Annotated in this window: 18 protein-coding genes; 13 read left to right on the top strand and 5 right to left on the bottom strand. The window is 48.0% G+C overall.

What is annotated here, in order from left to right; translation table 11 throughout:
* The first annotated feature begins 17 nt into the window (after positions 1 to 17).
* From R6H26_RS25065 to R6H26_RS25040, 6 genes are all read left to right on the top strand, one after another.
* Positions 18 to 839 (top strand): ABC transporter permease, encoded by an 822-nt coding sequence (locus tag R6H26_RS25065; protein WP_404786456.1) that lies wholly within the window; start codon positions 18 to 20, stop codon positions 837 to 839.
* A gap of 62 nt (positions 840 to 901) precedes the next feature.
* Positions 902 to 2,035, top strand: coding sequence for a glycosyltransferase family 4 protein (locus R6H26_RS25060; protein ID WP_404786455.1), 1,134 nt, complete (start codon positions 902 to 904; stop codon positions 2,033 to 2,035).
* A 32-nt stretch (positions 2,036 to 2,067) separates the two neighbouring features.
* Positions 2,068 to 3,327: an ABC transporter ATP-binding protein gene (locus R6H26_RS25055; protein WP_404786453.1), complete on the top strand. Its 1,260-nt coding sequence runs from the start codon at positions 2,068 to 2,070 to the stop codon at positions 3,325 to 3,327.
* Positions 3,328 to 3,398: 71 nt separating this feature from the next.
* Positions 3,399 to 4,463, top strand: coding sequence for an NAD-dependent epimerase/dehydratase family protein (locus R6H26_RS25050; protein ID WP_404786451.1), 1,065 nt, complete (start codon positions 3,399 to 3,401; stop codon positions 4,461 to 4,463).
* A 124-nt stretch (positions 4,464 to 4,587) separates the two neighbouring features.
* Positions 4,588 to 6,594 (top strand): glycosyltransferase, encoded by a 2,007-nt coding sequence (locus tag R6H26_RS25045; RefSeq protein WP_404786449.1) that lies wholly within the window; start codon positions 4,588 to 4,590, stop codon positions 6,592 to 6,594.
* Positions 6,595 to 7,098: 504 nt separating this feature from the next.
* Positions 7,099 to 8,076, top strand: a complete 978-nt coding sequence (locus R6H26_RS25040) for a hypothetical protein (RefSeq protein WP_404786447.1) — start codon at positions 7,099 to 7,101, stop codon at positions 8,074 to 8,076.
* A 61-nt stretch (positions 8,077 to 8,137) separates the two neighbouring features.
* On the opposite strand, the gene R6H26_RS25035 is transcribed toward R6H26_RS25040, so the two are convergent.
* Entirely contained in the window at positions 8,138 to 9,886 is a 1,749-nt protein-coding gene (locus R6H26_RS25035; protein WP_404786445.1) for a right-handed parallel beta-helix repeat-containing protein, read from the bottom strand.
* A 79-nt stretch (positions 9,887 to 9,965) separates the two neighbouring features.
* Positions 9,966 to 10,586 carry a peptide-methionine (S)-S-oxide reductase MsrA gene (msrA, locus tag R6H26_RS25030; protein ID WP_404786443.1) on the bottom strand — a complete coding sequence of 207 codons (621 nt, stop codon included), beginning with the start codon at positions 10,584 to 10,586 and terminating at the stop codon, positions 9,966 to 9,968.
* A gap of 147 nt (positions 10,587 to 10,733) precedes the next feature.
* On the opposite strand from msrA, the gene R6H26_RS25025 reads away from it, so the two are divergent.
* Positions 10,734 to 11,327, top strand: a complete 594-nt coding sequence (locus R6H26_RS25025) for a Uma2 family endonuclease (RefSeq protein ID WP_404786441.1) — start codon at positions 10,734 to 10,736, stop codon at positions 11,325 to 11,327.
* Positions 11,328 to 11,358: 31 nt separating this feature from the next.
* Here the strand turns inward: R6H26_RS25025 and R6H26_RS25020 are convergent, their stop codons facing one another.
* Positions 11,359 to 11,868, bottom strand: coding sequence for a pentapeptide repeat-containing protein (locus tag R6H26_RS25020; protein ID WP_404786440.1), 510 nt, complete (start codon positions 11,866 to 11,868; stop codon positions 11,359 to 11,361).
* Between the two features lie 219 nt (positions 11,869 to 12,087).
* Here R6H26_RS25020 and aguB point away from each other — a divergent pair, with 219 nt between their 5' ends.
* On the top strand, positions 12,088 to 12,972 hold the full coding sequence (gene aguB / locus R6H26_RS25015) for an N-carbamoylputrescine amidase (RefSeq protein WP_404791446.1): 885 nt from the start codon (positions 12,088 to 12,090) through the stop codon (positions 12,970 to 12,972).
* Between the two features lie 53 nt (positions 12,973 to 13,025).
* Complete coding sequence (locus R6H26_RS25010) at positions 13,026 to 14,255, top strand: LL-diaminopimelate aminotransferase (RefSeq protein WP_404786439.1); 1,230 nt, start codon at positions 13,026 to 13,028, stop codon at positions 14,253 to 14,255.
* Positions 14,256 to 14,349: 94 nt separating this feature from the next.
* Here R6H26_RS25010 and R6H26_RS25005 read toward each other — a convergent pair whose 3' ends face one another.
* Positions 14,350 to 15,384: a hypothetical protein gene (locus R6H26_RS25005; protein ID WP_404786437.1), complete on the bottom strand. Its 1,035-nt coding sequence runs from the start codon at positions 15,382 to 15,384 to the stop codon at positions 14,350 to 14,352.
* Between the two features lie 273 nt (positions 15,385 to 15,657).
* Between R6H26_RS25005 and R6H26_RS25000 the strand changes: the two genes are divergently transcribed.
* The 3 genes from R6H26_RS25000 to R6H26_RS24990 all read left to right on the top strand — a co-directional run bounded on the left by R6H26_RS25000 (position 15,658) and on the right by R6H26_RS24990 (position 18,885).
* On the top strand, positions 15,658 to 16,830 hold the full coding sequence (locus R6H26_RS25000; protein ID WP_404786435.1) for a pyridoxal phosphate-dependent aminotransferase: 1,173 nt from the start codon (positions 15,658 to 15,660) through the stop codon (positions 16,828 to 16,830).
* The gene (gene dut, locus R6H26_RS24995) at positions 16,827 to 17,279 is read left to right on the top strand and encodes a dUTP diphosphatase (RefSeq protein ID WP_404786433.1); all 453 of its coding nucleotides are present in this window, start codon (positions 16,827 to 16,829) and stop codon (positions 17,277 to 17,279) included. The genes R6H26_RS25000 and dut overlap by 4 nt, the downstream gene beginning before the upstream one ends.
* A 127-nt stretch (positions 17,280 to 17,406) precedes the next feature.
* Positions 17,407 to 18,885 carry a glycosyl hydrolase family 57 gene (locus R6H26_RS24990; RefSeq protein WP_404786431.1) on the top strand — a complete coding sequence of 493 codons (1,479 nt, stop codon included), beginning with the start codon at positions 17,407 to 17,409 and terminating at the stop codon, positions 18,883 to 18,885.
* A 6-nt stretch (positions 18,886 to 18,891) separates the two neighbouring features.
* On the opposite strand, the gene R6H26_RS24985 is transcribed toward R6H26_RS24990, so the two are convergent.
* Entirely contained in the window at positions 18,892 to 19,887 is a 996-nt protein-coding gene (locus R6H26_RS24985) for an endonuclease/exonuclease/phosphatase family protein (RefSeq protein WP_404786429.1), read from the bottom strand.
* A 288-nt stretch (positions 19,888 to 20,175) separates the two neighbouring features.
* Between R6H26_RS24985 and R6H26_RS24980 the strand changes: the two genes are divergently transcribed.
* A complete protein-coding gene (locus R6H26_RS24980; protein ID WP_404786428.1) occupies positions 20,176 to 21,192 on the top strand; it encodes a hypothetical protein in 1,017 nt (338 codons plus the stop codon).
* Positions 21,193 to 21,265 lie beyond the last annotated feature (73 nt).

Here is a 21,265-nt window from a genome sequence, read left to right as displayed (position 1 = left end):
AAATTCTAGTATTCAATATGGGTTCTTTCAAAATGTCCATAACTCAACGCTCGGAATTTAAATTGCGGCATCGGCGACTAAGGCTTCGTTATCTCTACGATTTGCTTCGATCGCTGGTCGATCGAGACATGAAGTTGCTTTATAAGCGATCGTTGCTGGGTATTGCTTGGACGTTGATCAGTCCACTACTGCAACTGATAGTATTTATCTTCATTTTTCAGGTAATTTTACCTGTCAATGTTCCTCAGTACTCTTCTTTTGTATTTACAGGATTACTGGTCTGGACTTGGTTTCAAAGCTCTTTGTTTCAAGCAACTGGGGTTATTATCAGTAACCGTGCTTTAATTCGACAACCTGGCTTCCCTAATGAAATTTTGCCTGTCGTAACTGTGACCACTGGCCTGATTCACTTCATTTTGGCACTACCCGTTTTATTCATTTTTTTGATTGTTGATGGAGTACGCTTTCAACCCATTATTATTCTTCTTCCCCTACTACAAGCTATTCAGTTTATTTTTACGGTAAGCTTGTCATATTTTTTGGCAGCTCTGAATGTTACTTTTCGCGATACGCAACATACGCTCGGCGTTCTTCTCCAATTGTTGTTTTATGTTACCCCTATTTTCTATGATATCAAGAATGTGCCTTCTAAGTACCATATATTCTATTTCCTTAATCCAATGGTAAATTTGGTCAATGCATATCGTTCTATTTTGATGTATGGCAAGCATCCAGATTGGATGCCTTTGCTCTTGACAGTAGTATTAACAATTGTTCTGCTCCCTATTGGGCATCGAGTTTTTAAGCACCAAAGCAATAGATTTGTAGAAGAAATTTAATCTCGAAAACCACAAATTAACTAATATATTGTTATTTAATATGATTTAACTTGTGAAAAATTATGATTAGTATCAATAGTTCTCCCAAACTACCCACAAAACTGCTGGCGGAACAAGTCTTTTTTATTGGCCAGAGATATAGTCACCATGCCCGTCACTCTGGCTATGAAGGATTTAGTCGCTACGTGGGCACGTTGTTAAAACCACCCGTCAATTTTCGCTGGATTTCGGCTAAATGGGGCTGGGGTTTGAATACATTAATTTCGCAAGTTACCCACCATCCCATGTATTCCCTGGGTGCATTTTTGACAGAGGTTACAACCTTGCTACAAATGCTTCGACGACGGAATTGTCTCTATCATTTATTATATGGCGACTCCGATTTGTGGCTTCTAGGTCTACTGAGTTGGTTTTGCCATTTAACTGGAAATCGTCTAGTCGCATCTTTTCATGAACCCTCAGATTGCTTACGATCGCTCGGAATTATTGAAAAAGTTGTCCGTGGAATTGATGCGGTTATTTTAGTTTCTGAATCTCAACGCAGCTATTTTGAGGAATTTCTGCCCCTAGAGCGCATTTTTGTTGTTCCGCATGGCATGGATGTTAATTTCTTTCACCCGCCTCAGATTCCTGCCCCTAACGCTACTTGCATTACGGTGGGTTCGCATTTACGAGATTTTGAAACACTGAAACAGGTTATGTCATTGGTGTGGCAGGCTAATCCCAAGGTGCATTGGATTGCAGTGGGTGTTCATGGAGATCGCAAGAACCCCTTTGGCAGCTTTACCGATGAGCGGATACAGTTCTTAAATGGAGTTAGTGATGAAGCATTGCGGGAAGCTTATCAGACTTCACAAGCGGCTATTTTTGCTTTAAAGGAAGCAACTGCAAATAATTCGCTCTTAGAAGCAATGGCTTGTGGTCTACCCGTTGTCGTGACAGATACTGGCGGTATCGCCGAATATGTAGATGACACCCTCGGTATACTCTGTCCACCCAATAATCCTAAGGATTTTGCCCATGAAATTCTAAGGATTTTAGCCGATTCAGTGGATCGGCATTGGAAGGCTGAAGCAAGCCGTCAACGCAGTCTAAAGTATGACTATCGTCGGGTCGCTGAGCAAATGGGAGAGATTTACGCAACTGTGTTGAAATTAGAATCGTCCATCGCCCCAAAAGAAGGGATTTACAAGTAATCCAAATAATCCCTATACAAGAGAAATAACACATGCGCGATGCTATTATTGTCCACAACTTGGGAAAGTGCTTCAATCGCTACCATACTGAGAAGCCTACTACTATTATGGAAGCTGCACTCAGCGGTTTGCGGCGGATGCACCCAGTGGAAAAGTTTTGGGCGCTGCGGCAAATCAGTTTTACTGTCTCACCGGGTGAGATGTTGGGAGTTATTGGTCACAATGGGGCTGGGAAATCGACTCTTTTACAATTGATTGGTGGTGTCGGTTATCCCAATGAAGGTAAAGTTCAGACCAATGGTCGAATTGGAGCACTACTAGACTTAGGCGCTGGGTTTCATGGTGACCTAACAGGTAGGGAAAATACGTTTGTCACTGCAATTGTAGCGGGGTTGACACAGCGAGAGGTAGCAACCCGATTCGATCGAATTGTAGCGTTTGCTGAGTTAGAGCATTTTATCGATAATCCTGTCCGAACCTACAGTACAGGGATGCAGATGCGATTAGCCTTTTCCGTTGCCGTTCATACAGAACCTAAAGTTTTGCTGGTGGATGAGTTTTTGTCGGTGGGTGATTTATCGTTCCAGGCAAAGTGTCTGGAACGAATTTGGCAACTCAAAGCACAGGGTTGTGCAATTGTGTTCATTTCCCATGATGCAGGACAGGTTCAACATTTGTGCGATCGCGCCCTTTGGCTACGACAGGGTGAAGTTGTGGCCTACGGTGAACCAGAAGTTGTAGCAGGACAATATGTGAGTGAAATGCGATCGCAAACGCTTCAACGTACTCCCATGCATCCCCCCCAATACACTCAATCTGGCAAAGAACTTAAGGTTCGCGAAAATCGTTTTGGTTCCCTCGAAGCTGAAATTACGCACGTTCATCTGTCACCTAGCGGAGATCTGAAGGGAGGAGATCCCCTGTGTATTGAACTGGAGTATTTTACACCTCAACCCATTGAGGCACCAATCTTCTGTATTTCTATTAGCCGAGAGGAGGGGCAAGTTTGCTTAGATACCAACACTCAGGCAATGGGCATTTCTACCCCAGTCATTCAAGGTAAGGGACGAGTCAAAGTTTACTGCGATCGTCTCGATCTAGGTGGAGGTCAGTATTTTGTTGATGTCGGCATCTTCGAGAAAAATTGGGAATATGCCTATGACTATCACTGGCACGTCTACCCTTTGATGATTCATGCTCCAAGTTCAGGGAAAGGAAGCTTAATCCCCCCTATGCGATGGGACGTTTCTACGCCAGTATTCAAGCTTTCATCTCCAGCACAAGACAGTTGAATGAGGTGTTCAGTGTTTCCGAGTTAACTGCTTTAACAAATTTTACATTGTTCTTTACTTCCACAATCACAATGAATTCCATCTTAGTTACAGGTTCTGCAGGCTTAATTGGCTCTGAAGCAGTTCGTTTTTTCTGCGATCGAGGTTTTACGGTTATTGGAATTGACAATAATATGCGCCAAGTCTTCTTCGGTGAAGATGCCTCCACGGAGTGGAATCGCGATCGCTTACTCAGCGACTACAGCGATCTCTATATTCATCACAATGTTGATATTCGCGATCGCGATGCGATCGAGCAAATATTCTCAACCTATAACACTGACGTTAGCCTGATCGTTCATACAGCGGCTCAACCTTCCCATGACTGGGCTGCGAGAGATCCCTATACTGATTTTTCTGTGAATGCGAATGGCACCTTAGTCCTGCTCGAAAATGCCCGACAGTACTGTCCAAATACAGTGTTTATTTTTTGCTCGACCAACAAGGTCTATGGAGATAATCCTAATTTTCTACCCTTGTTCGAACAAGAAAAGCGTTGGGAAATTTCAGAATCTCATCCCTACCATCCAGGAATTGATGAAACCATGAGCATTGATAACTGCAAGCACTCCTTGTTCGGAGCATCGAAGGTGGCTGCTGATGTATTGGTTCAGGAATATGGTCGCTACTTTGAGATGAAAACGGCAGTATTTCGAGGAGGATGCTTGACAGGCCCTAGCCATTCGGGGACTCAATTGCATGGTTTTTTGTCCTATTTAATGAAATGTGCTATGGCTGGCAAATCTTATCAAGTCTTTGGTTATCAGGGAAAACAAGTTCGAGATAATATTCATAGCTATGATTTAGTTAATGCATTTTATCACTTTTACAAATCTCCTCGTGTGGCAGAGGTGTACAACATTGGTGGTGGTCGATTTAGCAACTGCTCGATGTTAGAAGCAATCCAACAATGTGAAGAAATTACAGAAAAAAAACTGAATTGGACTTACGTAGAGAATAATCGTATTGGTGACCATATCTGGTGGATTAGCGATATTCAAAAATTCAAGAATCACTATTCTAACTGGCAACTAACTTATAGTATTCCAGATATTTTAAAAGAAATTTTCTCGCAAAATGTCGAGCGATGGATATAGAAATATTGTCAAAGGAATGATAGTTATAAAAAGTGGAAAAGGTTTTACTTATATTACCCTTCTCTTCATCATTTTTCTGATAATTTTTTAGAGCTGAAATATATCTAAAAACGGAGATTAAATAATGGAATTATTTCAATCTATTTGGAGGAAGCAGATCGTTCGATATTTAATCTGCGGGGCGATTACCGCAGCCTTTAATGTCGTACTTCTTTTTAGTCTAGTTGAAATCCTGAATCTAAATACACCATTACTGAGAAATGTTGCTAATATTTCTGCTCTTGAAATATCTTTGTTGTTTAGTTTCTTTGTTTACCGCCTGTGGGTTTGGCCTGCGACAACATGGCGAATAAAAGAAATCATATTCTATCAAATTCCCCTATATCATCTGTCTGCGGGAATTGCTATTTTCACTCGAAGCTTTATCCTGTTTCCGCTAATGGACTGGCTTGGAATCTATTATACGATCAACGTATTGATTGGGATTGTCATTGGTTCTGTTCTTAATTATTTATTTAGCGATCGCATAGTATTTCGCACTAGAACGGGTGATATTGATAGTTTAGTTTCCCGTGCTTCTACATTAATTGAAGACTCGGTGCTTGCTCTCCAAACTCCTGCAGCTAAAGTTTTAGGAGTAAGAGAACGGTACCGCGATCGGTATTGGGAAAAACGGGATCCGATTTATCAAGATCGACTTTTATGGCGAGCACAGTCTTTTCGACATCTAACCCATCTACTCCCAGGGCAAACTATTCTAGAGATCGGCTGTGGAAAAGGTTTTTTTACGCGCCAACTGCTTAAAGTTTCTCGGGGTGAGAACCCGATTACAGCCGTCACCTTTAATCTCAAGCCGGATGGTATCAATTACATTCCCGAACCCATTGAACTCATTGTCGCTAATGAAATTTCAGGTGCCCTTGAAAACCGTCAATTTGATTTTGTTGTAGCAATGGATTTATTGGATCGGAGTAATTGTGCCTCAGTTTTAAAAACGGTATACGATTTATTAAAACCTGGTGGACAAGTCATCTTTTATGAAAGTAATCCTTGGAATGTGATTCTTAAGTTCCGTCGCCTAATTTCACAACTCTTTGGGAATAAAGATCCCCGACACTTACTGAATCGATCTGAGTTATATGAGCTAATTTCGGAAGTTGGCTTTCTGAAAGTGTTCTCTGTGTTTAATGATTTTGTCTATGCTCCGCTCAATAAACACCTAATTTGGCTGCTCCGAAATCTTTCGATTCTTTTAGAAAATGCACCCTTTATTCAGACGTTTGCAGGTTCAATTTTAATCCACGCACAAAAACCTCCACGAGCAGCGGAACGCCCGATTGTCTCGCTATGCGAACACAGACCGTTGCATGGCGCTATTTCTGTAGTAGTTCCTTGCCACAATGAAGAAATGAATATTGAATCCCTGATTAACGGCTTAAAAACCTACTTTGGGGAGTATTTGCATGAGATTATCCCAGTCGATGACAATAGTAAAGATAACACCTGTGGGGTATTGCAACGGTTGGCAGAAACCGATCCGCTGATTAAGCCTTTTTTCCGTACGCCCCCAAATGGTGTTGGTCGAGCGCTGAGGGATGGGTACAGCGTTGCCACGGGACGCTATATTCTGTCCATGGATTGCGATTTCCAGCACCTCTTACCTGAAATTCGCGATTTGTTCGATGCTGCTGCCGAAGGCTATGACATCGCAATCGGCAGTCGATTCTCTCGTCATAGCGTCATTTTGAACTATCCCTTTCAGAAAATTGTTGCGAACCGAGGATTTCACATGCTAGCACGGGTTCTATTTTGGCGTAATTTTCGGGATCTGACCAATAATCTGAAATTATTTCGCCGTGAAATTCTGGACAATATCCAATTGACTCAACCTGGCTTTGCAGTCAATGCGGAAACAGGCCTTAAACCCTTACTGATGGGCTATTCCGTTAAAGAAGTTCCTATCTCCTGGATTAACCGAACGCCCGATATGGGGGTATCTTCTTTTCGTCTGGTCAAAGTAGGTGGCGGATACTGGCAAGTTTTATTCAAGCTCTGGTTAGAAGTCGTCGTGGGTTCAAATTTTCACCCAAAACAAACTTCGACTCAAAAAACAGTTATTCGCTTGAAATAGATAGATCCCTCCATTTCCCTCCTATTATCAGGTTAAAATTGCCAAGATTAAGAGTTTATGGAATACCAATCAGCTCGCACAGACATCGAATTCTCAAATCCAACTCAATCCGACTGGAAGGCAAGTCTATTTGTTGGTGGTGTATGGCTTGTCATGATGTTGGTTGCTATTAATTTTATGCTTAGGTATGGCAGTAGAATTCCATTAGCAGAAGATTGGTTGATGGTCGCTCCCTTAGCTGGGAAGGAATCAGATTTAATGCGTTGGGTGTGGGCTCAGGTTAACGAACATCGCATTCCTTTTCCTCGTTTGATATACCTGATACTGCTCCAAATCACCAACGGCGATTTCCGGGTGGGCGGCTTTTTTAACATTGGGCTGTTAGGAGCACTTTCATTGGCAATGGCCTGGATAGTTCGGCTTCTCCGAAGAGGGCGAACCCACTTCTCCGACGCTTTTTTCTCATTAGCATTCTTGCATCTCGGTCATTCAGCGAACTTTCTGATGGGTTGGCAAGTTACTCAGGTAATCCCCACTGTTCTAACCAGCGTCATACTGCTACTTTTTGTGGTTCAAAAAACCTTTGCAAAACCGAGTATTGCAGTTCTATCTGGAATATGTCTGATGCTACTGCCCCTATGCGGTGCTAATGGGCTCTTATACGTGCCCTTTCTGGTTGCATGGCTCAGCTATTGCAGCATTCTTCATTGGTATTCAGCAAAACCTGGAGAGGGGAAGCGGTGGATCAGCGGATTTTTAATGGGATCGGCGGCGATCGCCCTGTGTTTCTCGGTCCTATACTTTGTAGACTATCAACGCGCGTATTGGAATCCTCCTAGCCCCGGACTAAAAGCAACCCTTAGCACTACTATCCATCTGTTGGCATTAGGCTGGGGTCCCTTTGCCTCAAGATCGTGGATGATATCAGGAATTGCCATCCTCAGTGTCCTAGCCATCAGCGTTGGCATAGCGATCTTGAGCGTTTTGCGTAACAAAGGACTAGAGCGCCATCAAGCGTTCGGTATCCTGTGCTACTTTAGCAACCTGATTTTGTTTTCCTTGGCCGTGGGACATGCTAGAGCAGGGTGGGTGCCTAAATTGGGTTTGCCTATACGCTATGTTATTTTTGCGGTTCCTGTCCTCTGCGCTGTCTTCTTGATCGGAGAACTTTATAGTGTTCCTAAACTTCGGGTTGTCCTTCAACGGGGATTGTTCTTAGGAATGTTGCTATTGCTGCCCTTCAATACTATTGCAGGCTTCTATGACTTCACAAATTGGTATCGGGAAGAAGCCGTGGCCATAGAACGCGATATTGCCTCAGGGAGGTCTCCTTCCAACCTTGCCCCTCGTTGGCGAACGCGACACTCTGATTTTATCGAGCGATCTCTGGATAGAAACGAACTGCTGGCTCACCTAAAAATGCTCTATAACGCTGGGATTGAACCTTTCGATCGGATGCAAGCAGAACCAGATCGTCTCTAACCTCTAACGGTATGAAACCCATCGGATTTTAAGTAGACTGAAGGGCTGAACCTTTCCCATTCTAAAATCTCTGAGATTGCTGGGGTAATAGATTAACCATGCTCTCATACGCCCCTAGCTCGTAGCTTTTTCCTTGGGGTAGAGAAGTTCCGTAAAAATCCTGCTCTCCTGTGTCCAGACTAAACAAAGTGTTTAAATTTAATCCGGCATCGATGAGGGGAGAGGTTGGACGGAGTCGATAGGCATCTAATGTAGAGAGTAGATCGGGATTGCCGATTATAAGACCGCCACCTGGCTCGAATAATTGGGGATTAATACTAAAACCGGATGGATTTGAGTGCAGTTGTTCTTGACCTGTTTCCCTCCGCCAGGTACTGAAGTTAATGTAAATCCGATCGCCCCAATGAATACTAAATTTTTTGTTGGTTGAATAGTAATTATTTCCTTGGAAGGTTAGATTTTTTTTGCCACCTACTTGACTTGCTGAGATGTCAACTAGATCTAACCCATCGGTTGTTTGAAAAATATTGTTATAGAAACGGACGCCGTTAAGCTTTAGCGTCTCCACAGAAAGGTTTCCAATTCTTACTGCTGCTGGTTTGCCGACTGGAGCAGCATTGACAAAGACGGTGTTGTTATAAATTTCAGTATTACGAATCTGCCCATATAAATAAATGCCTGCATAGTCATTCTTTCGTCCGTCATTCTGACTGATATTATAACGAATAGTGTTGTTAGTAAAAGCTGGATTGATCAATCCGTGAGCAAGTAAATAGCCTGCACCATCATTATCGTGGGAATAATTATATTGAATTACGGATTGAGAAACATTCTGATCTAGATCGAAACCACCACCATCTTTTGTGCGACCTGTATGATTTTTGTAAGACTCATTGTACTGAATAGCGACATTACTCGAGTCATAAGTCCAAATTCCCACCGGGCCAGAATTTGCGTCATTAAGCTCGCCATTATGATGAGCAATGCATCGCTCGATTATTCCTGCCTTCACACCGCCGAGAACTATACCATTGCCTGTGGGGCTGTCATCTCCAGGGATTCCGAGATTTTCGTAAGCCCGAACATAACGAATCTGCACGTTTTCGTGAACGTTGGGGATCTGGGCATAAGTTAGAAGTCCGCTTTTGCCATTGTTGTGAGTTAAGACATGACTGATTTGGATGTTGCGATATCCGCTTTTTTGATTCCAACTACCAACAGCAATACCATGATTTCCAAACCCATACACATCAACGTTGTTAATACGAATTTGTTCTAATTTCACATCTCCTGACAAATCATTGTAGAAATTAATGCCACTACCCCGGTTATGTTTCCACCCTGAACCAACCAGATTGAGGTTATCGATCGAATATCCTCCTGTGTTGTGGATGTAGATGCCATTGCTATCTCTGGCATCAAGGGTCGCTCTTCCTCTGCCATAGGAACTAATAAAGATGGGTTGGGTTGGCATGCCGCGATCGCCCGCATCAAAGCTTAATCCGCCTCTAAAGGTTGCTCCTCCCTCAAATAAAATGCGATCGCCTGGACGAAAGGTAAAGCGATTAATTCGATTAACGGTTTGCCACGCCTTGCTAGGAGAGGTTCCTGAATTATTATCATTGCCAGATGAACTGATATAGTAGGTGGCTATCGGAAGATTGGGAATACTTACAGGATTAGTTGGAGAATGACTAGCAAAGCCCTGTGGCTGACCTGCAACCAATTTCGGTTCAATTAGAATAACACTTAACAGACAGATGCCAAGTAGCAGGTAATAGCGAAGTTTTCGTATGATAGACTTTATCACGTCAATTACTAAATGAGAATGAAATAGCCCTGCATTCTGAGGTAGTCCGCTAGGCGCTCTTCTGCTTTTTCGATACTCCTCAGTTCGCTCTTCCCCACACTTGGGCGAGCCGTCGATCGCGACCGCAGGCAGATCGATAAAAGCGGTATTTCAGCGCGTTGGTTTTGTAGTAGTTTTGATGGTAATCTTCCGCTGGGTAAAACTCACCCGCCGAAACGATTTGAGTAGCAATCGGTTGAATGCCAGACTGTTCTAGCGCTTGTTTGGATTGCTCCGCTAATTGGCGCTGTTTATCATCGTAGAAAAAGATGCTGGAGCGATATTGAGAACCGCGATCGCAGAATTGTCCGCCCCCATCCAGCGGGTCTACATTGTGCCAAAACACATCCAAAAGCTTCTCGTAGCTCACTTGCGTCGGGTCGTAAACCACCTGTACCGACTCCGCGTGCCCCGTTTTGCCGGAAGACACTTGGCGATAGCTAGGGCGTTCCGTTTGACCGCCGGTGTAGCCGGAGGTTGTGGAAACGACTCCAGGGAGGGTATCGAAAGGCTTTTCCATGCACCAAAAGCATCCACCCGCGAAGGTTGCTTTTGCTAGCGTTTGGGCGCTCGCCTCTGGATGCCAGAATCCCAATAAGGTAAGAACCATCAGCAGTAAAGTAAAGCAGCGTTTTAAGTGAAAGTTTGTCAAATTGCTCATGGTGCAGGGCTGTACGTTAACTAGATTCTACTAAAGGTGCAAGGCTAAAATTTGCTAGGATCTTCTCTAGTTAGGATTTTGGCAATGTTCCAATGTTTTGACGGCGGCGTCTTAGCAATACTCCTGTATCCCGAGAGGCTCTCAAGGATGACACAAACTGCTCCTTCGCTGACCCAATTGATGACAATGGAGGACTATCTGGCCTATGACGATGGGACTGATAAGCGCTACGAGTTGGTGGATGGAGAATTAGTCGAAATGCCAACAGAGAGCCAGTTCAACGTTAGCATTGCCAAACTTCTATTTTTTGAGCTGGCGAAGCATCTGCCTATTGCATTGTTAAGTTTTAAAGATACGGAGATCGAGGTGACTGGGCGACGGGCAAAATGTCGATTGCCGGATTTGATGGTGCATTCTGAAGAATCGCGAGCTGCCTTGATTGGGGCAAAACGAGCGATCTTAACGCGGGATCTACCGCCTCCTGCGCTGGCGATCGAGGTGGTGTCGCCAGGGGTAGAAAATCGAGACAGAGACTATCGCTATAAACGTACTGAATATGCAGCGCGCGGAATTGCCGAATACTGGATTATTGACCCAGAACTGCAGCAGGTGACGCTATGTCTTTGGGTAAATGGACAGTATGAGGATACGGTTTATGTTGGAGATACTCCTATCAAATCCACGATAATTCCTGGGTTTGACTTGAGCGCTGCTCGGATTATGGCCTTCGGCCAAAATTAGAAGTCTCTTACCACGTCTGCAGCGATCGCATTTAACCGCAGTTCAGCGTTTCGCGCGTGCTTCGTCCTGTTGTGGGGTTTGTCCCATCCGCAACTTTACAGAGGGCAGATTGGACTGGCTCTGGCAGATCGACGTCGGTAAAATCGGCTCCTGTAATAATTGCGCCCTCAAATTGGGTGCTGTAGGCAAATGCGCCTTCTAAGACGGCATTGGTTAAATTGGCCTGTACCAATCGAGCCGAATCTAAGGTTGCAACGCTGAGGTTGACGCCTTCTAAATTGGTATCCTCCAGATTTGCCCCAAAAAAGCTGACGCCGCTGAGGTTAGAACCTTTGAAGTTCGAATTTTTGAGGTTGGCTTTCGTAAAGCTAGAGTCGGTTAAGTCTCTCCCGGAGAAATCGGCGTTGAGCAAAATCTCCTTGGTGTAGTCATTGGCCCAGGCAGGGCTAACCCAACCCAGCCAGAATAGAACAGTTAACCCCAGCACGACGAGCCAGAGTACCCCACGCTTGAACCCAACACGATGTATAGCTTGCCGCATAAAGGCTGTCCCAATGTACGATCTGCGATCGCCCCTTTTATCTGGGGCCAATCCTATTTTACGGGGGGAACGCACGCTTTGCGTCGGGCGATCGGCCCAATGTCGCCTCTCACCGAGTTGCCCAAAGATTAGGGATGCAGAGAGTAGAAGAACGAATGATAAATGGCCGACCTACAATATTCTTCAGGCTGAAAGTTAGAGAATAGGTATCAATTCATGATGACAAAGAGCATGACCCCTAGAACGCTGACCGTTGCTGCCATTCAGCTTCAATTCCAAGACGAGCGCGCCTCCAATCTGAAGCAGGTGGAAGGCCGCATCCGCGAAGCGGCGGCGGCGGGGGCACAGGTCATTTTGCCCTCGGAGCTGTTTGAAGGGCATTATTTTTGCCGCGAGGAACGGGAAGAGTGGTTCAGTCGCGCCCATCCCATTCAAAATCACCCCACTGTCGCGCATTTTCAGGCGATCGCCGCCGAACTCAGCGTGGTGATTCCCATTTCGTTTTTCGAGCAGTCTGGCCCTGCCTACTACAACAGCGTGGCGACGATCGATACCGATGGTGCAGTTTTAGGCGTTTACCGCAAAAGCCACATCCCCGACGGCCCCGGCTATGAAGAAAAGTTCTACTTTCGCCCTGGCGATACTGGATTCCGCGTCTGGAATACCCGCATTGGCAAAATTGGCGTGGGGATCTGCTGGGATCAATGGTTCCCGGAATGCGCGCGCGCGATGGCTCTGATGGGTGCTGAAGTGCTGCTCTATCCCACGGCGATCGGCAGCGAACCTTACGATGCCGAGCTAGATACAAAAGACCCGTGGCAGCGCGTCATGATCGGTCATGCGGTCGCGAATGCAATTCCGGTGGTCGCGGCGAACCGGATTGGTCCCGAGGGCGAGCTGACGTTTTACGGTCATTCCTTTATTGCCGACCATCGGGGCGATAAGGTGGCAGAACTGGGTCGAACCGAGGAGGGCGTCATTACGGCAACCTTCGATCTGGATGCGATCGCCCAGTACAGGGCAGGCTTTGGGCTGTTCCGCGATCGGCGACCCGACCTGTATAGCGTTCTCACGACCGCCGACGGCCAGCAGCCGATGGGATGATCCAAGACGCAACTAAGCAGTAAGCTATTCAAGGGCGTTCATTCCAAGTCACCATGGCAACTATTAACGACAATTACCTCAAACTCAAAGCGGGCTACCTGTTTCCTGAAATTGCGCGGCGCGTGAATGAATTTGCCAAGACGCATCCCGATGCGCCGATGATTCGCTTGGGCATTGGCGATGTGACGGAGCCATTGCCGGAAGCTTGCCGCACGGCCATGATCCGGGCCGTAGAGGATATGGGCGATCGCAGCAAGTTCAAAGGTTACGGTCCAGAACAGGGGTACGAATGGCTGCGAGAGGCGATCGCCCGGCACGATTTCCAAGCGCGAGGCTGCAACATTGACGCCTCCGAAATTTTTGTCTCCGATGGCTCCAAGTGCGACTGCGGCAACATCCTCGATATTTTTGGCGATAACAATACCATTGCCGTCACCGATCCCGTGTATCCGGTCTATGTGGATACCAACGTCATGGCAGGCCATACAGGCGAGGCCAACGACAAGGGCGAGTACGAGGGGTTGGTTTATCTGCCCATTACCGCCGCGAACGACTTCACGGCTCAGATTCCGACCCAGAAAGTCGATTTAGTGTATCTGTGCTTTCCCAACAATCCCACTGGAGCAGTTGCCACCAAGGAACACCTCACCGCTTGGGTTGACTACGCCAAGGCCCACGGCTCCATCATTTTCTTCGATGCGGCCTACGAAGCGTACATTACCGACCCCACCTTGCCCCACTCCATCTACGAAATTGAAGGGGCGAGGGACTGCGCGATTGAATTTCGGTCGTTCTCGAAGAATGCGGGCTTTACCGGAACGCGCTGCGCGCTGACGGTGGTTCCCAAAACCTTGACAGCAAAAGCGGCTGACGGCTCGGATGTAGAGCTGTGGAAGCTCTGGAATCGCCGCCAGTCTACTAAATTCAACGGCGTCTCCTATATCGTTCAGAGAGGAGCTGAGGCGGTGTACTCGTCGGAAGGACAAGCGCAGATCGAGGCTCTGATCGGCTTTTATCTGGAAAACGCTAAAATTATTCGCGAGCAACTGACTGCCGCAGGGTTAAAGGTTTATGGTGGCGTCAACGCTCCTTATGTTTGGGTGCAAACGCCGAACGGACTTTCTAGCTGGGATTTCTTTGATAAGCTGCTGCACAATTGTAACGTGGTGGGTACGCCCGGTTCTGGATTTGGGGCTGCCGGGGAGGGCTATTTCCGCATTTCGGCCTTTAACAGCCGTGCCAACGTGGAAGAAGCGATGAAGCGAATTACCGAGACGTTTTAGACGATTTCTAGAAAAGAGAATACCGAGTCGTAGGGGCGCAAGGCCTTGCGCCCCCGCGAGATGCTTTCTTTTATCCAACGAAGGACTGCTCTATCTAGATAAAGTAGCTAGAGGGGACATTTGCTTTTTTCCACTTTTTGTTCTTTACCCCTCCCAGCAGAGCCGTCTTAATCCGCACCCGTTCCTCTTTAAGTTCTTGAGGGCTGAGGTCGCCGTATAGGGATTGAATGATGGTGTCGTGGTGAAGTACGTCGCCGCGATGTTCCGCCAACACTTGGGCGATCGCCTCTAGTTTCGTCAGATCTTTGTAGACGGGCAATAACGGAAGGGAGATGCGCTTCTTTTTATCGGACGGGGCTGATTTTGGTTTGGCCTGCGCGCTTTTCTGACCCCGAGGCTGGGATGTTTTTCTAGCACGGGGTTGTTTTGTTTCAGCGGTCGGTTCCGGTGCGGGGCTGCTGGGTTGCGAGGCTTTTTTGTTGCTGCGCCCCTTCCCTTTCTCTGGCTGGCCTGAAATAAGATAGCTGGAGGGAGTTGCCGCTTTTTCCCACAGTTTCAGTTTTACCCCTTGGTACATTAGGGTTTTCAGCCTCAAGCGCTCGATTTTATGTTGGGCTGGGCTGAGATCGCCAAAAAGCGATTGGGTAATCGAGTCGATCGTAACTTCTTGTCCCTTTTGGGACTCTAGGATTTGGGCGATCGCCTCCAATCGTTTGAGTCCTTGGTAAGCGGGTAAAAGTGGTAAAGAGACGCGCTTTCCAGTCACCCGCTCGGAATCTGGCGCGCTTTTCTCAATCTTGTCTTTCTGAGCGCGGGGTTTTGTAGGAAGAACGGCGGCAGGCTCGGCAGGCTCGGTAATTTCCGGGGCGGGCGCTAGAGCGGGACGATCTTGGGAAGCATCTACCTCGGGAGCGAACACTAAAGCGGGAACGGTTGTTTCAATGCGAGCCTGTAGCGGGGGCAATCCATTGGTGGGTACGAGCTGATTCAGTAACACGGCATTGACGTGCGAAAGCTGTTCTCTGTAATGAACTGCGTTCGCTTCTGCTTCTGTTAGCGCTTGTTCGTACTGAGATTTTAGGGCGATGAGATATTCGGCAAGGGTTTGTTCTGGTCTGTTTGCAGTCATTATCTCTAGTTAGTGGGAAATTTCTATTCCCTATGGTATTTCACTTTTGCAAAGATTGGAAGATCTCTGCCAGAAATATATTGCGATAATTGCTCGCATCGCTGGGTTGAATTGCAGTTCTCAGGCTTTTTCTGGGGAGATTTCCAGGCGAGGGGCAAAAAAACGGCGCGATCTTGCCCGATCTCGATATTCTGTTGCCTACAATGGGAATGGATATCGCCTTTGGGTTAACTGTTTTGCGGTTCGCCGCTTATAAAAATATTGATGGATGGCATGGTAGCAACAGGTCGGTTTGTTTCGCGCATGCAGGCGGTTCAGTCTCCTATTATTCCTATTGTGGGAGAGTTGATTCGGAAAAATCCCGGTACTATTTCTTTGGGACAAGGGGTGGTTTCCTATGGCCCTCCGCCAGAAGTGGCCCGATCGATTGCCAATTTTCTGGCCGATGCCGATCTCAACAAGTATCGAGAGGTCCAGGGAATTCCCGAGCTGCGGACGGCGATCGCGCGCAAACTCGCTGCGGAGAACGCCATCCGCCTCGATGGTATCCATCAGGTGGTGGTGACGGCGGGGAGCAATATGGGGTTTGTCAATGCGCTGTTGGCGATTACCCAGCCGGGCGACGAGATCGTCCTGCAAGTGCCCTACTACTTCAACCATGAAATGGCGATCGCGATGGCAAGCTGTAAGGCCGTCTTGGTGCCGACGGATCGAAACTATCAGCTTCAGGTGGAGGCGATCGAAGCCGCAATTACAGATCGCACCCGCGCTATCGTCACCATTTCGCCCAACAATCCTACGGGGGCGGTCTATCCGTCAGAGGCGTTATGGGCGGTCAATCAGCTCTGTCAAGCACGCGGCATCTATCACATCAGCGATGAAGCCTATGAGTATTTCACCTACGATGGCGCGGTCCACGTTTCGCCCGCCCAGTTCGATCCAGGCTCTCAGCATACAATTTCTCTGTTTAGCCTCTCCAAAGCTTACGGGTTTGCCAGTTGGCGGATTGGCTATATGGCGATTCCAGCTCGCCTGCTAGAGTCGGTCCAGAAAATTCAGGACACTATTCTGATCTGCCCGCCCGTAATATCGCAATATGCAGCGTTGGGGGCACTGACTGCTGGGCGAGCTTATTGTGCGGAGAAAATTAAGGCGATCGCCACGACCCGTCTATCTATATTGGAGGCGATCGCCTCGCTCGAATCCGTTTGCACGATGCCCGAGGCAGAGGGCGCGTTTTACGGTCTGCTCGCTCTTGGCACCTCTATGCCTGCCATGACGCTCGTCGAACGTCTGATTCGAGATCATGGCGTTGCGGTGATTCCCGGCACTACGTTTGGCATGAATGAGGGATGTTACTTGCGCGTGGCCTATGCCGCCCTCGAACCAGAGACGGTTAAGGAAGGGTGCGATCGTCTGGTTTCTGGACTAAAGTCAATTTTATGAAACTAAAAATTAAACGCCTTTCTTCGTCCGCCGTCATTCCTCAGTACGCCCATCCGGGGGATGCGGGGTTGGATTTGGTCTCGATTGAATCAAAAAACATTGCACCGGGGGAAAGCCAGTTGATTCGCACGGGAATTGCCATTGAGCTACCGCCGGGTACCGAGGCTCAGGTCCGACCTCGGAGCGGGTTGGCATTAAAGCATCAGATTACGGTACTCAACACCCCCGGCACCATTGATGAAGGCTATCGCGGCGAGATTTGCGTCATTCTGATCAATCACGGAACGCAGGCGTTTCAGGTAGAACCGGGGATGCGGATCGCTCAGATGGTGATTGCGTCGTTTATCAGCGTAACGGTGGAGGCGGTCGATGCCCTAGAGGATTCTGCTCGTGCGTCTGGCGGCTTCGGCTCGACGGGAGTGCAAGGGAAGGCACAGTCCCAATTCTGATGCGTATTGATTCGTACAAAATTCAAATCTCGACTACAGCGAGGCAGATACAGCCAGCAGTATCGTGGTATAGATGGGTTGGTTGGCGACCCAGCACTTCGACCCTCACACCTAAAGGATATTGACGATGATTGCAGCAGCGCCCTCACTCAACAACAATCTTCAAGCCGCATTGCCCAACATCGCCGGAGCGGAAGCAGAGATTACAGCCATTACCCGTCATTGCGAACCTGTTTTTTTATCTAAAACTAACCTGCGCCTAGACAACATTAGCGCTGGATTTGCCTGCGCCCTGCACATGCATCAGCCCACCATCCCTGCTGGCGCTAACGGCGAGTTGATTTGCAACCTGCAACATATGTTCGAGCACCAAGGCGACGGCGACAACCATAACGCCAGCGTCTTTGCCTGGTGTTACAGCCGCATGGGAGATTTTATTCCCGAGTTGGTGAGCCAAGGCTGCAACCCGCGCATCATGTTGGACTACTCCGGCAATTTGCTGTGGGGACTCGTTCAAATGGGGCGCAATGACATTCTCGACAACCTCAAGCGCATCACCTGCGACCCTCAATACCAGCCCTACGTCGAATGGCTCGGTACCATGTGGAGCCATGCCGTCGTGCCCTCCACCCCAATTCCCGACCTCAAGCTGCAGATTCAAGCTTGGCAGCATTATTTTGCCTCTATTTTTGGAACCGAAGCCCTTCAACGCGTCAAAGGCTTTTCCCCGCCGGAAATGCACATGCCCAACCATCCCGACGTGTTGTACGAATACATCAAAGCCCTCAAAGAATGCGGCTACCGCTGGCTGATGGTGCAAGAGCATTCCCTGGAAAACTTAGATGGCTCCAGCCTGAGTCAGGCCCAGAAATATATCCCGAACCGCTTAGTCGCGCGCAACTCTAAAGGCGACACCATCAGCATCACGGCTCTGATCAAAACCCAAGGCTCCGATACCAAGCTGGTCGCGCAGATGCAGCCCTACTACGAAGCCAAAGGTTGGGGACGACAAACCATCGGCGGGGTAGAAGTGCCTTCCCTCGTCACGCAAATTGCCGATGGCGAAAATGGCGGCGTGATGATGAACGAATTCCCTCGCGATTTCCCGAGACCGTGGCATGAAATCCGCGACCAGCAATCCGGCGTGGTGGGCTTTAACGGTACGGAATATCTGGAGCTGATTGAGGCAGCGAGAGTAAATCCAGAGGACTATCCCACCTGTCAGGCGGTGCAGCAGCACAAGATTTGGCAGCGGGTCGATCCAGATCGCGCGACCGCAGCAGGGGTTGAAGAGGCGATCGCCGAACTCAAAGCCACCGACCATCAGTTCCACATGGACGGTGCCTCCTGGACCAACGATCTGAGTTGGGTGCAGGGTTACGAGAACGTGCTAGAACCCATGAATCAGCTCAGCGCCAAATTCCACGAAAAATACGACCCACAAGTGCAGGCCGACCCAACCGTTACACAGCGGCAAGATTACCAAGAAGCATTGCTGTATAACCTGCTCGTGCAGACCAGTTGCTTCCGGTATTGGGGTCAAGGCACCTGGACGGACTACGCTCGCGAACTGTATCGGCGGGGAGAGGCGCTGGTCAACCGCTAACAATGTCTAAAACTCGAACGCAGCCGTAATGGGAGCGTGGTCGGAAGCTGGCTCGCCGCTTCTGGCAGCGGGATTGTTGCCAACTGAAGGCAGCGTTCCAAATGCATCGATATGGCTATCCACCACAGGAAGACGGCGCGGTTTGCCGGGAAGAAGCTCTTGACTCACCAAAATGTGGTCGATGAGTTCCTTATTGCCTTGGTTCACGCGAGAGAAGCGCCTTTCCAGGGGAATCAAGGACGCCAAGTTGAATAATCGGGTATCGTCTCCCTCGTCAGGGCGATCGAATCCGGCAGTGCCCACCTCGCTACCGCCAGGACCGTTGAGAATTTGAGTCGTGGCGGCATCGGTCACATCGTTCAAATCGCCCAAGAGAACGAGTGCTTCTTGGCGGTTGCCTTGCAATCGCTCATTGGCCATTACCCTCAACGCCACTGCTTCTGCAGTTCGTTTTAAGAGGGCGATTCCGGCAACTCGCGCTCGTTCGTTCTCATCCTTCGGGTTAAAGCGCGAGCTGCCCGAGGCCGTAGGGAAGCTCAGCAATTTAGATTTCAAATGGGCTGTAATGAGATGAATCGGTAAATTGGTGGCGGGTTTGACCAAAATTCTCAGCGCTCCCCGACTCAGACGAGTCACGCTGTCTAGATTTGCTCGCGCGTCGATGCCGGGGACGCTCGGGAGTCCAACCGCCGGAAAATCGATAATCTCTTCGCGTTCCTCGATCTTAAGGGTTGAGAGAAAACCAACTCGAATTCCCCGTCCGTCTGGGTTTGCAGAGAGTTGACGATGGGGGTACTTTCCTGCGAGCAGTTCTCCTAAGTCGCTCAAGGCTTCTGCGCTGCCAATTTCTTGAAGGGCTAAGACATCCGGCGCGAGATTGAGAATGACTTCTGCCAAACTAGATAGCTTTTGCCGATATTCCGCCTCTGTTTTAGGCCCACCTACTGCTCCCAATTGAAAGAGATTTTCAACGTTCCAGGTCATAACCTTAAATTTAGGCATATAAAATCCTCTTGACTCCAGTTTTTGTAAGGAATTACGTCGATAGATCCCGATTTATCCAGAAAAAATCAGATTGACATTGAGTTAGTTTCGAGTGAGAAAATACGAGCATTATCTTTAAAGAAATACAATTTCTACTTCTAATATATTACTTAATGGTTGCATGTTGAAAGTTCTGGGATAATTGAGAGTAGCTCTTTAATTTATTATGAAAAGGTTGAGTTGGGTCTGAAGAAAAGCGCCAAAAAATTATCTGCAGTCATATTTTATTTCAAAAAGAGAAATACAATGGCAATCTTCAAGAAAGGTTTGTTGTTCGTCGTCGCATCGGTCTTTTGTCTGAGCTTGTGGGCAGTTCCGGCCCATGCTTTGGTGCGGCTTGACGATAGCTTCAAAGCTGCAAGCAATTGCGAAGCAGTGCGATCGATCCGAACGGGTTCCAATCCAGGCAATATCAAACTAGTCCCCGATCGCGTCTACCCCGTGGTGGGAAAAAATCAAGTTGACGAATCCCACTATTTAATCGAAGTTAATGGCGCTAATCCAGTCGAACGTTGGGTGGCCAAACAATGCGGCCAACTCTTAGGTGCGATCGCCCAGGAAAATCAGCCGCCCGTCGGGAATGACAATAGCCCCTCTAATCGGAAGGACTATTTATTAGCATTAAGCTGGCAACCGGCTTTCTGCGAAACAAAACCCGATAAAATCGAATGCAGAACTCAAACCACCGATCGGTTTGATGCGACTCATTTTGCCATCCACGGACTGTGGCCTCAGCCCAGATCTAACGTATATTGCGGCGTCAGCAGCGATCTAGTCGATATCGATAAAGCAAATCGATGGAATGAGTTGCCCCCGATCGAGCTGTCTGCCGCCACCAGTCAAGCCTTAGCGGAAAAAATGCCCGGTTTTTCGTCCAATCTTCAACTGCACGAATGGTATAAGCATGGAACTTGCTACGGGACATCTGCCGATCGGTATTTCCAAGATACGATTCAGCTCCAAGATCGGGTCAATGGTTCTGAGGTTCGGCAATTATTTGCCAATGCGATCGGGACAGAGCTGAGCGCGGCAGAAATCCGTGCCAGTTTCGACCGATCCTTCGGGACGGGTGCCGGACAGAAGGTCGCGATCGAATGCAAGCGAGACATCGATCGGGATAGGGTCAATATGGTGACGGAACTTCAAATTAACCTGGCGGGCCAAATTCGGCCCGATGTTTCCTTTGCCGATCTGTTGGCTGCTGGCAAGACCGTCAGTCCCGGCTGTGCCATGGGAGAAATCGATCGCGCTGGCTTGAACTAATGGGAGGCGGACGTTGCGGGGGTAGCGAATGCCGATTCAGCTCAGACGCGCTCGGGAATTGCAAGCCAGAAGT

This window comes from Altericista sp. CCNU0014, from assembly GCF_044923475.1.
Classification (GTDB): domain Bacteria; phylum Cyanobacteriota; class Cyanobacteriia; order Thermosynechococcales; family Thermosynechococcaceae; genus JAAURS01.
Note: the sequence above shows the minus strand (reverse complement) of the source record. Positions and strands in the feature narration are given on the sequence as shown.

What these genes read in the sequence shown, in the direction of transcription:
- R6H26_RS25020 (WP_404786440.1), bottom strand. Translation starts at nt 11,868, where the DNA reads ATGCGGCAAGCTATACATCGTGTTGGGTTCAAGCGTGGGGTACTCTGG.
- R6H26_RS25010 (WP_404786439.1), top strand. Translation starts at nt 13,026, where the DNA reads ATGGCAACTATTAACGACAATTACCTCAAACTCAAAGCGGGCTACCTG.
- R6H26_RS24990 (WP_404786431.1), top strand. Translation starts at nt 17,407, where the DNA reads ATGATTGCAGCAGCGCCCTCACTCAACAACAATCTTCAAGCCGCATTG.
- R6H26_RS24985 (WP_404786429.1), bottom strand. Translation starts at nt 19,887, where the DNA reads ATGCCTAAATTTAAGGTTATGACCTGGAACGTTGAAAATCTCTTTCAA.
- R6H26_RS25025 (WP_404786441.1), top strand. Translation starts at nt 10,734, where the DNA reads ATGACACAAACTGCTCCTTCGCTGACCCAATTGATGACAATGGAGGAC.
- R6H26_RS25055 (WP_404786453.1), top strand. Translation starts at nt 2,068, where the DNA reads ATGCGCGATGCTATTATTGTCCACAACTTGGGAAAGTGCTTCAATCGC.
- R6H26_RS25045 (WP_404786449.1), top strand. Translation starts at nt 4,588, where the DNA reads ATGGAATTATTTCAATCTATTTGGAGGAAGCAGATCGTTCGATATTTA.
- R6H26_RS25060 (WP_404786455.1), top strand. Translation starts at nt 902, where the DNA reads ATGATTAGTATCAATAGTTCTCCCAAACTACCCACAAAACTGCTGGCG.
- aguB (WP_404791446.1), top strand. Translation starts at nt 12,088, where the DNA reads ATGACAAAGAGCATGACCCCTAGAACGCTGACCGTTGCTGCCATTCAG.
- R6H26_RS24980 (WP_404786428.1), top strand. Translation starts at nt 20,176, where the DNA reads ATGGCAATCTTCAAGAAAGGTTTGTTGTTCGTCGTCGCATCGGTCTTT.
- R6H26_RS25000 (WP_404786435.1), top strand. Translation starts at nt 15,658, where the DNA reads ATGGTAGCAACAGGTCGGTTTGTTTCGCGCATGCAGGCGGTTCAGTCT.
- R6H26_RS25040 (WP_404786447.1), top strand. Translation starts at nt 7,099, where the DNA reads ATGGGTTGGCAAGTTACTCAGGTAATCCCCACTGTTCTAACCAGCGTC.
- R6H26_RS25065 (WP_404786456.1), top strand. Translation starts at nt 18, where the DNA reads ATGGGTTCTTTCAAAATGTCCATAACTCAACGCTCGGAATTTAAATTG.
- R6H26_RS25050 (WP_404786451.1), top strand. Translation starts at nt 3,399, where the DNA reads ATGAATTCCATCTTAGTTACAGGTTCTGCAGGCTTAATTGGCTCTGAA.
- msrA (WP_404786443.1), bottom strand. Translation starts at nt 10,586, where the DNA reads ATGAGCAATTTGACAAACTTTCACTTAAAACGCTGCTTTACTTTACTG.
- dut (WP_404786433.1), top strand. Translation starts at nt 16,827, where the DNA reads ATGAAACTAAAAATTAAACGCCTTTCTTCGTCCGCCGTCATTCCTCAG.
- R6H26_RS25005 (WP_404786437.1), bottom strand. Translation starts at nt 15,384, where the DNA reads ATGACTGCAAACAGACCAGAACAAACCCTTGCCGAATATCTCATCGCC.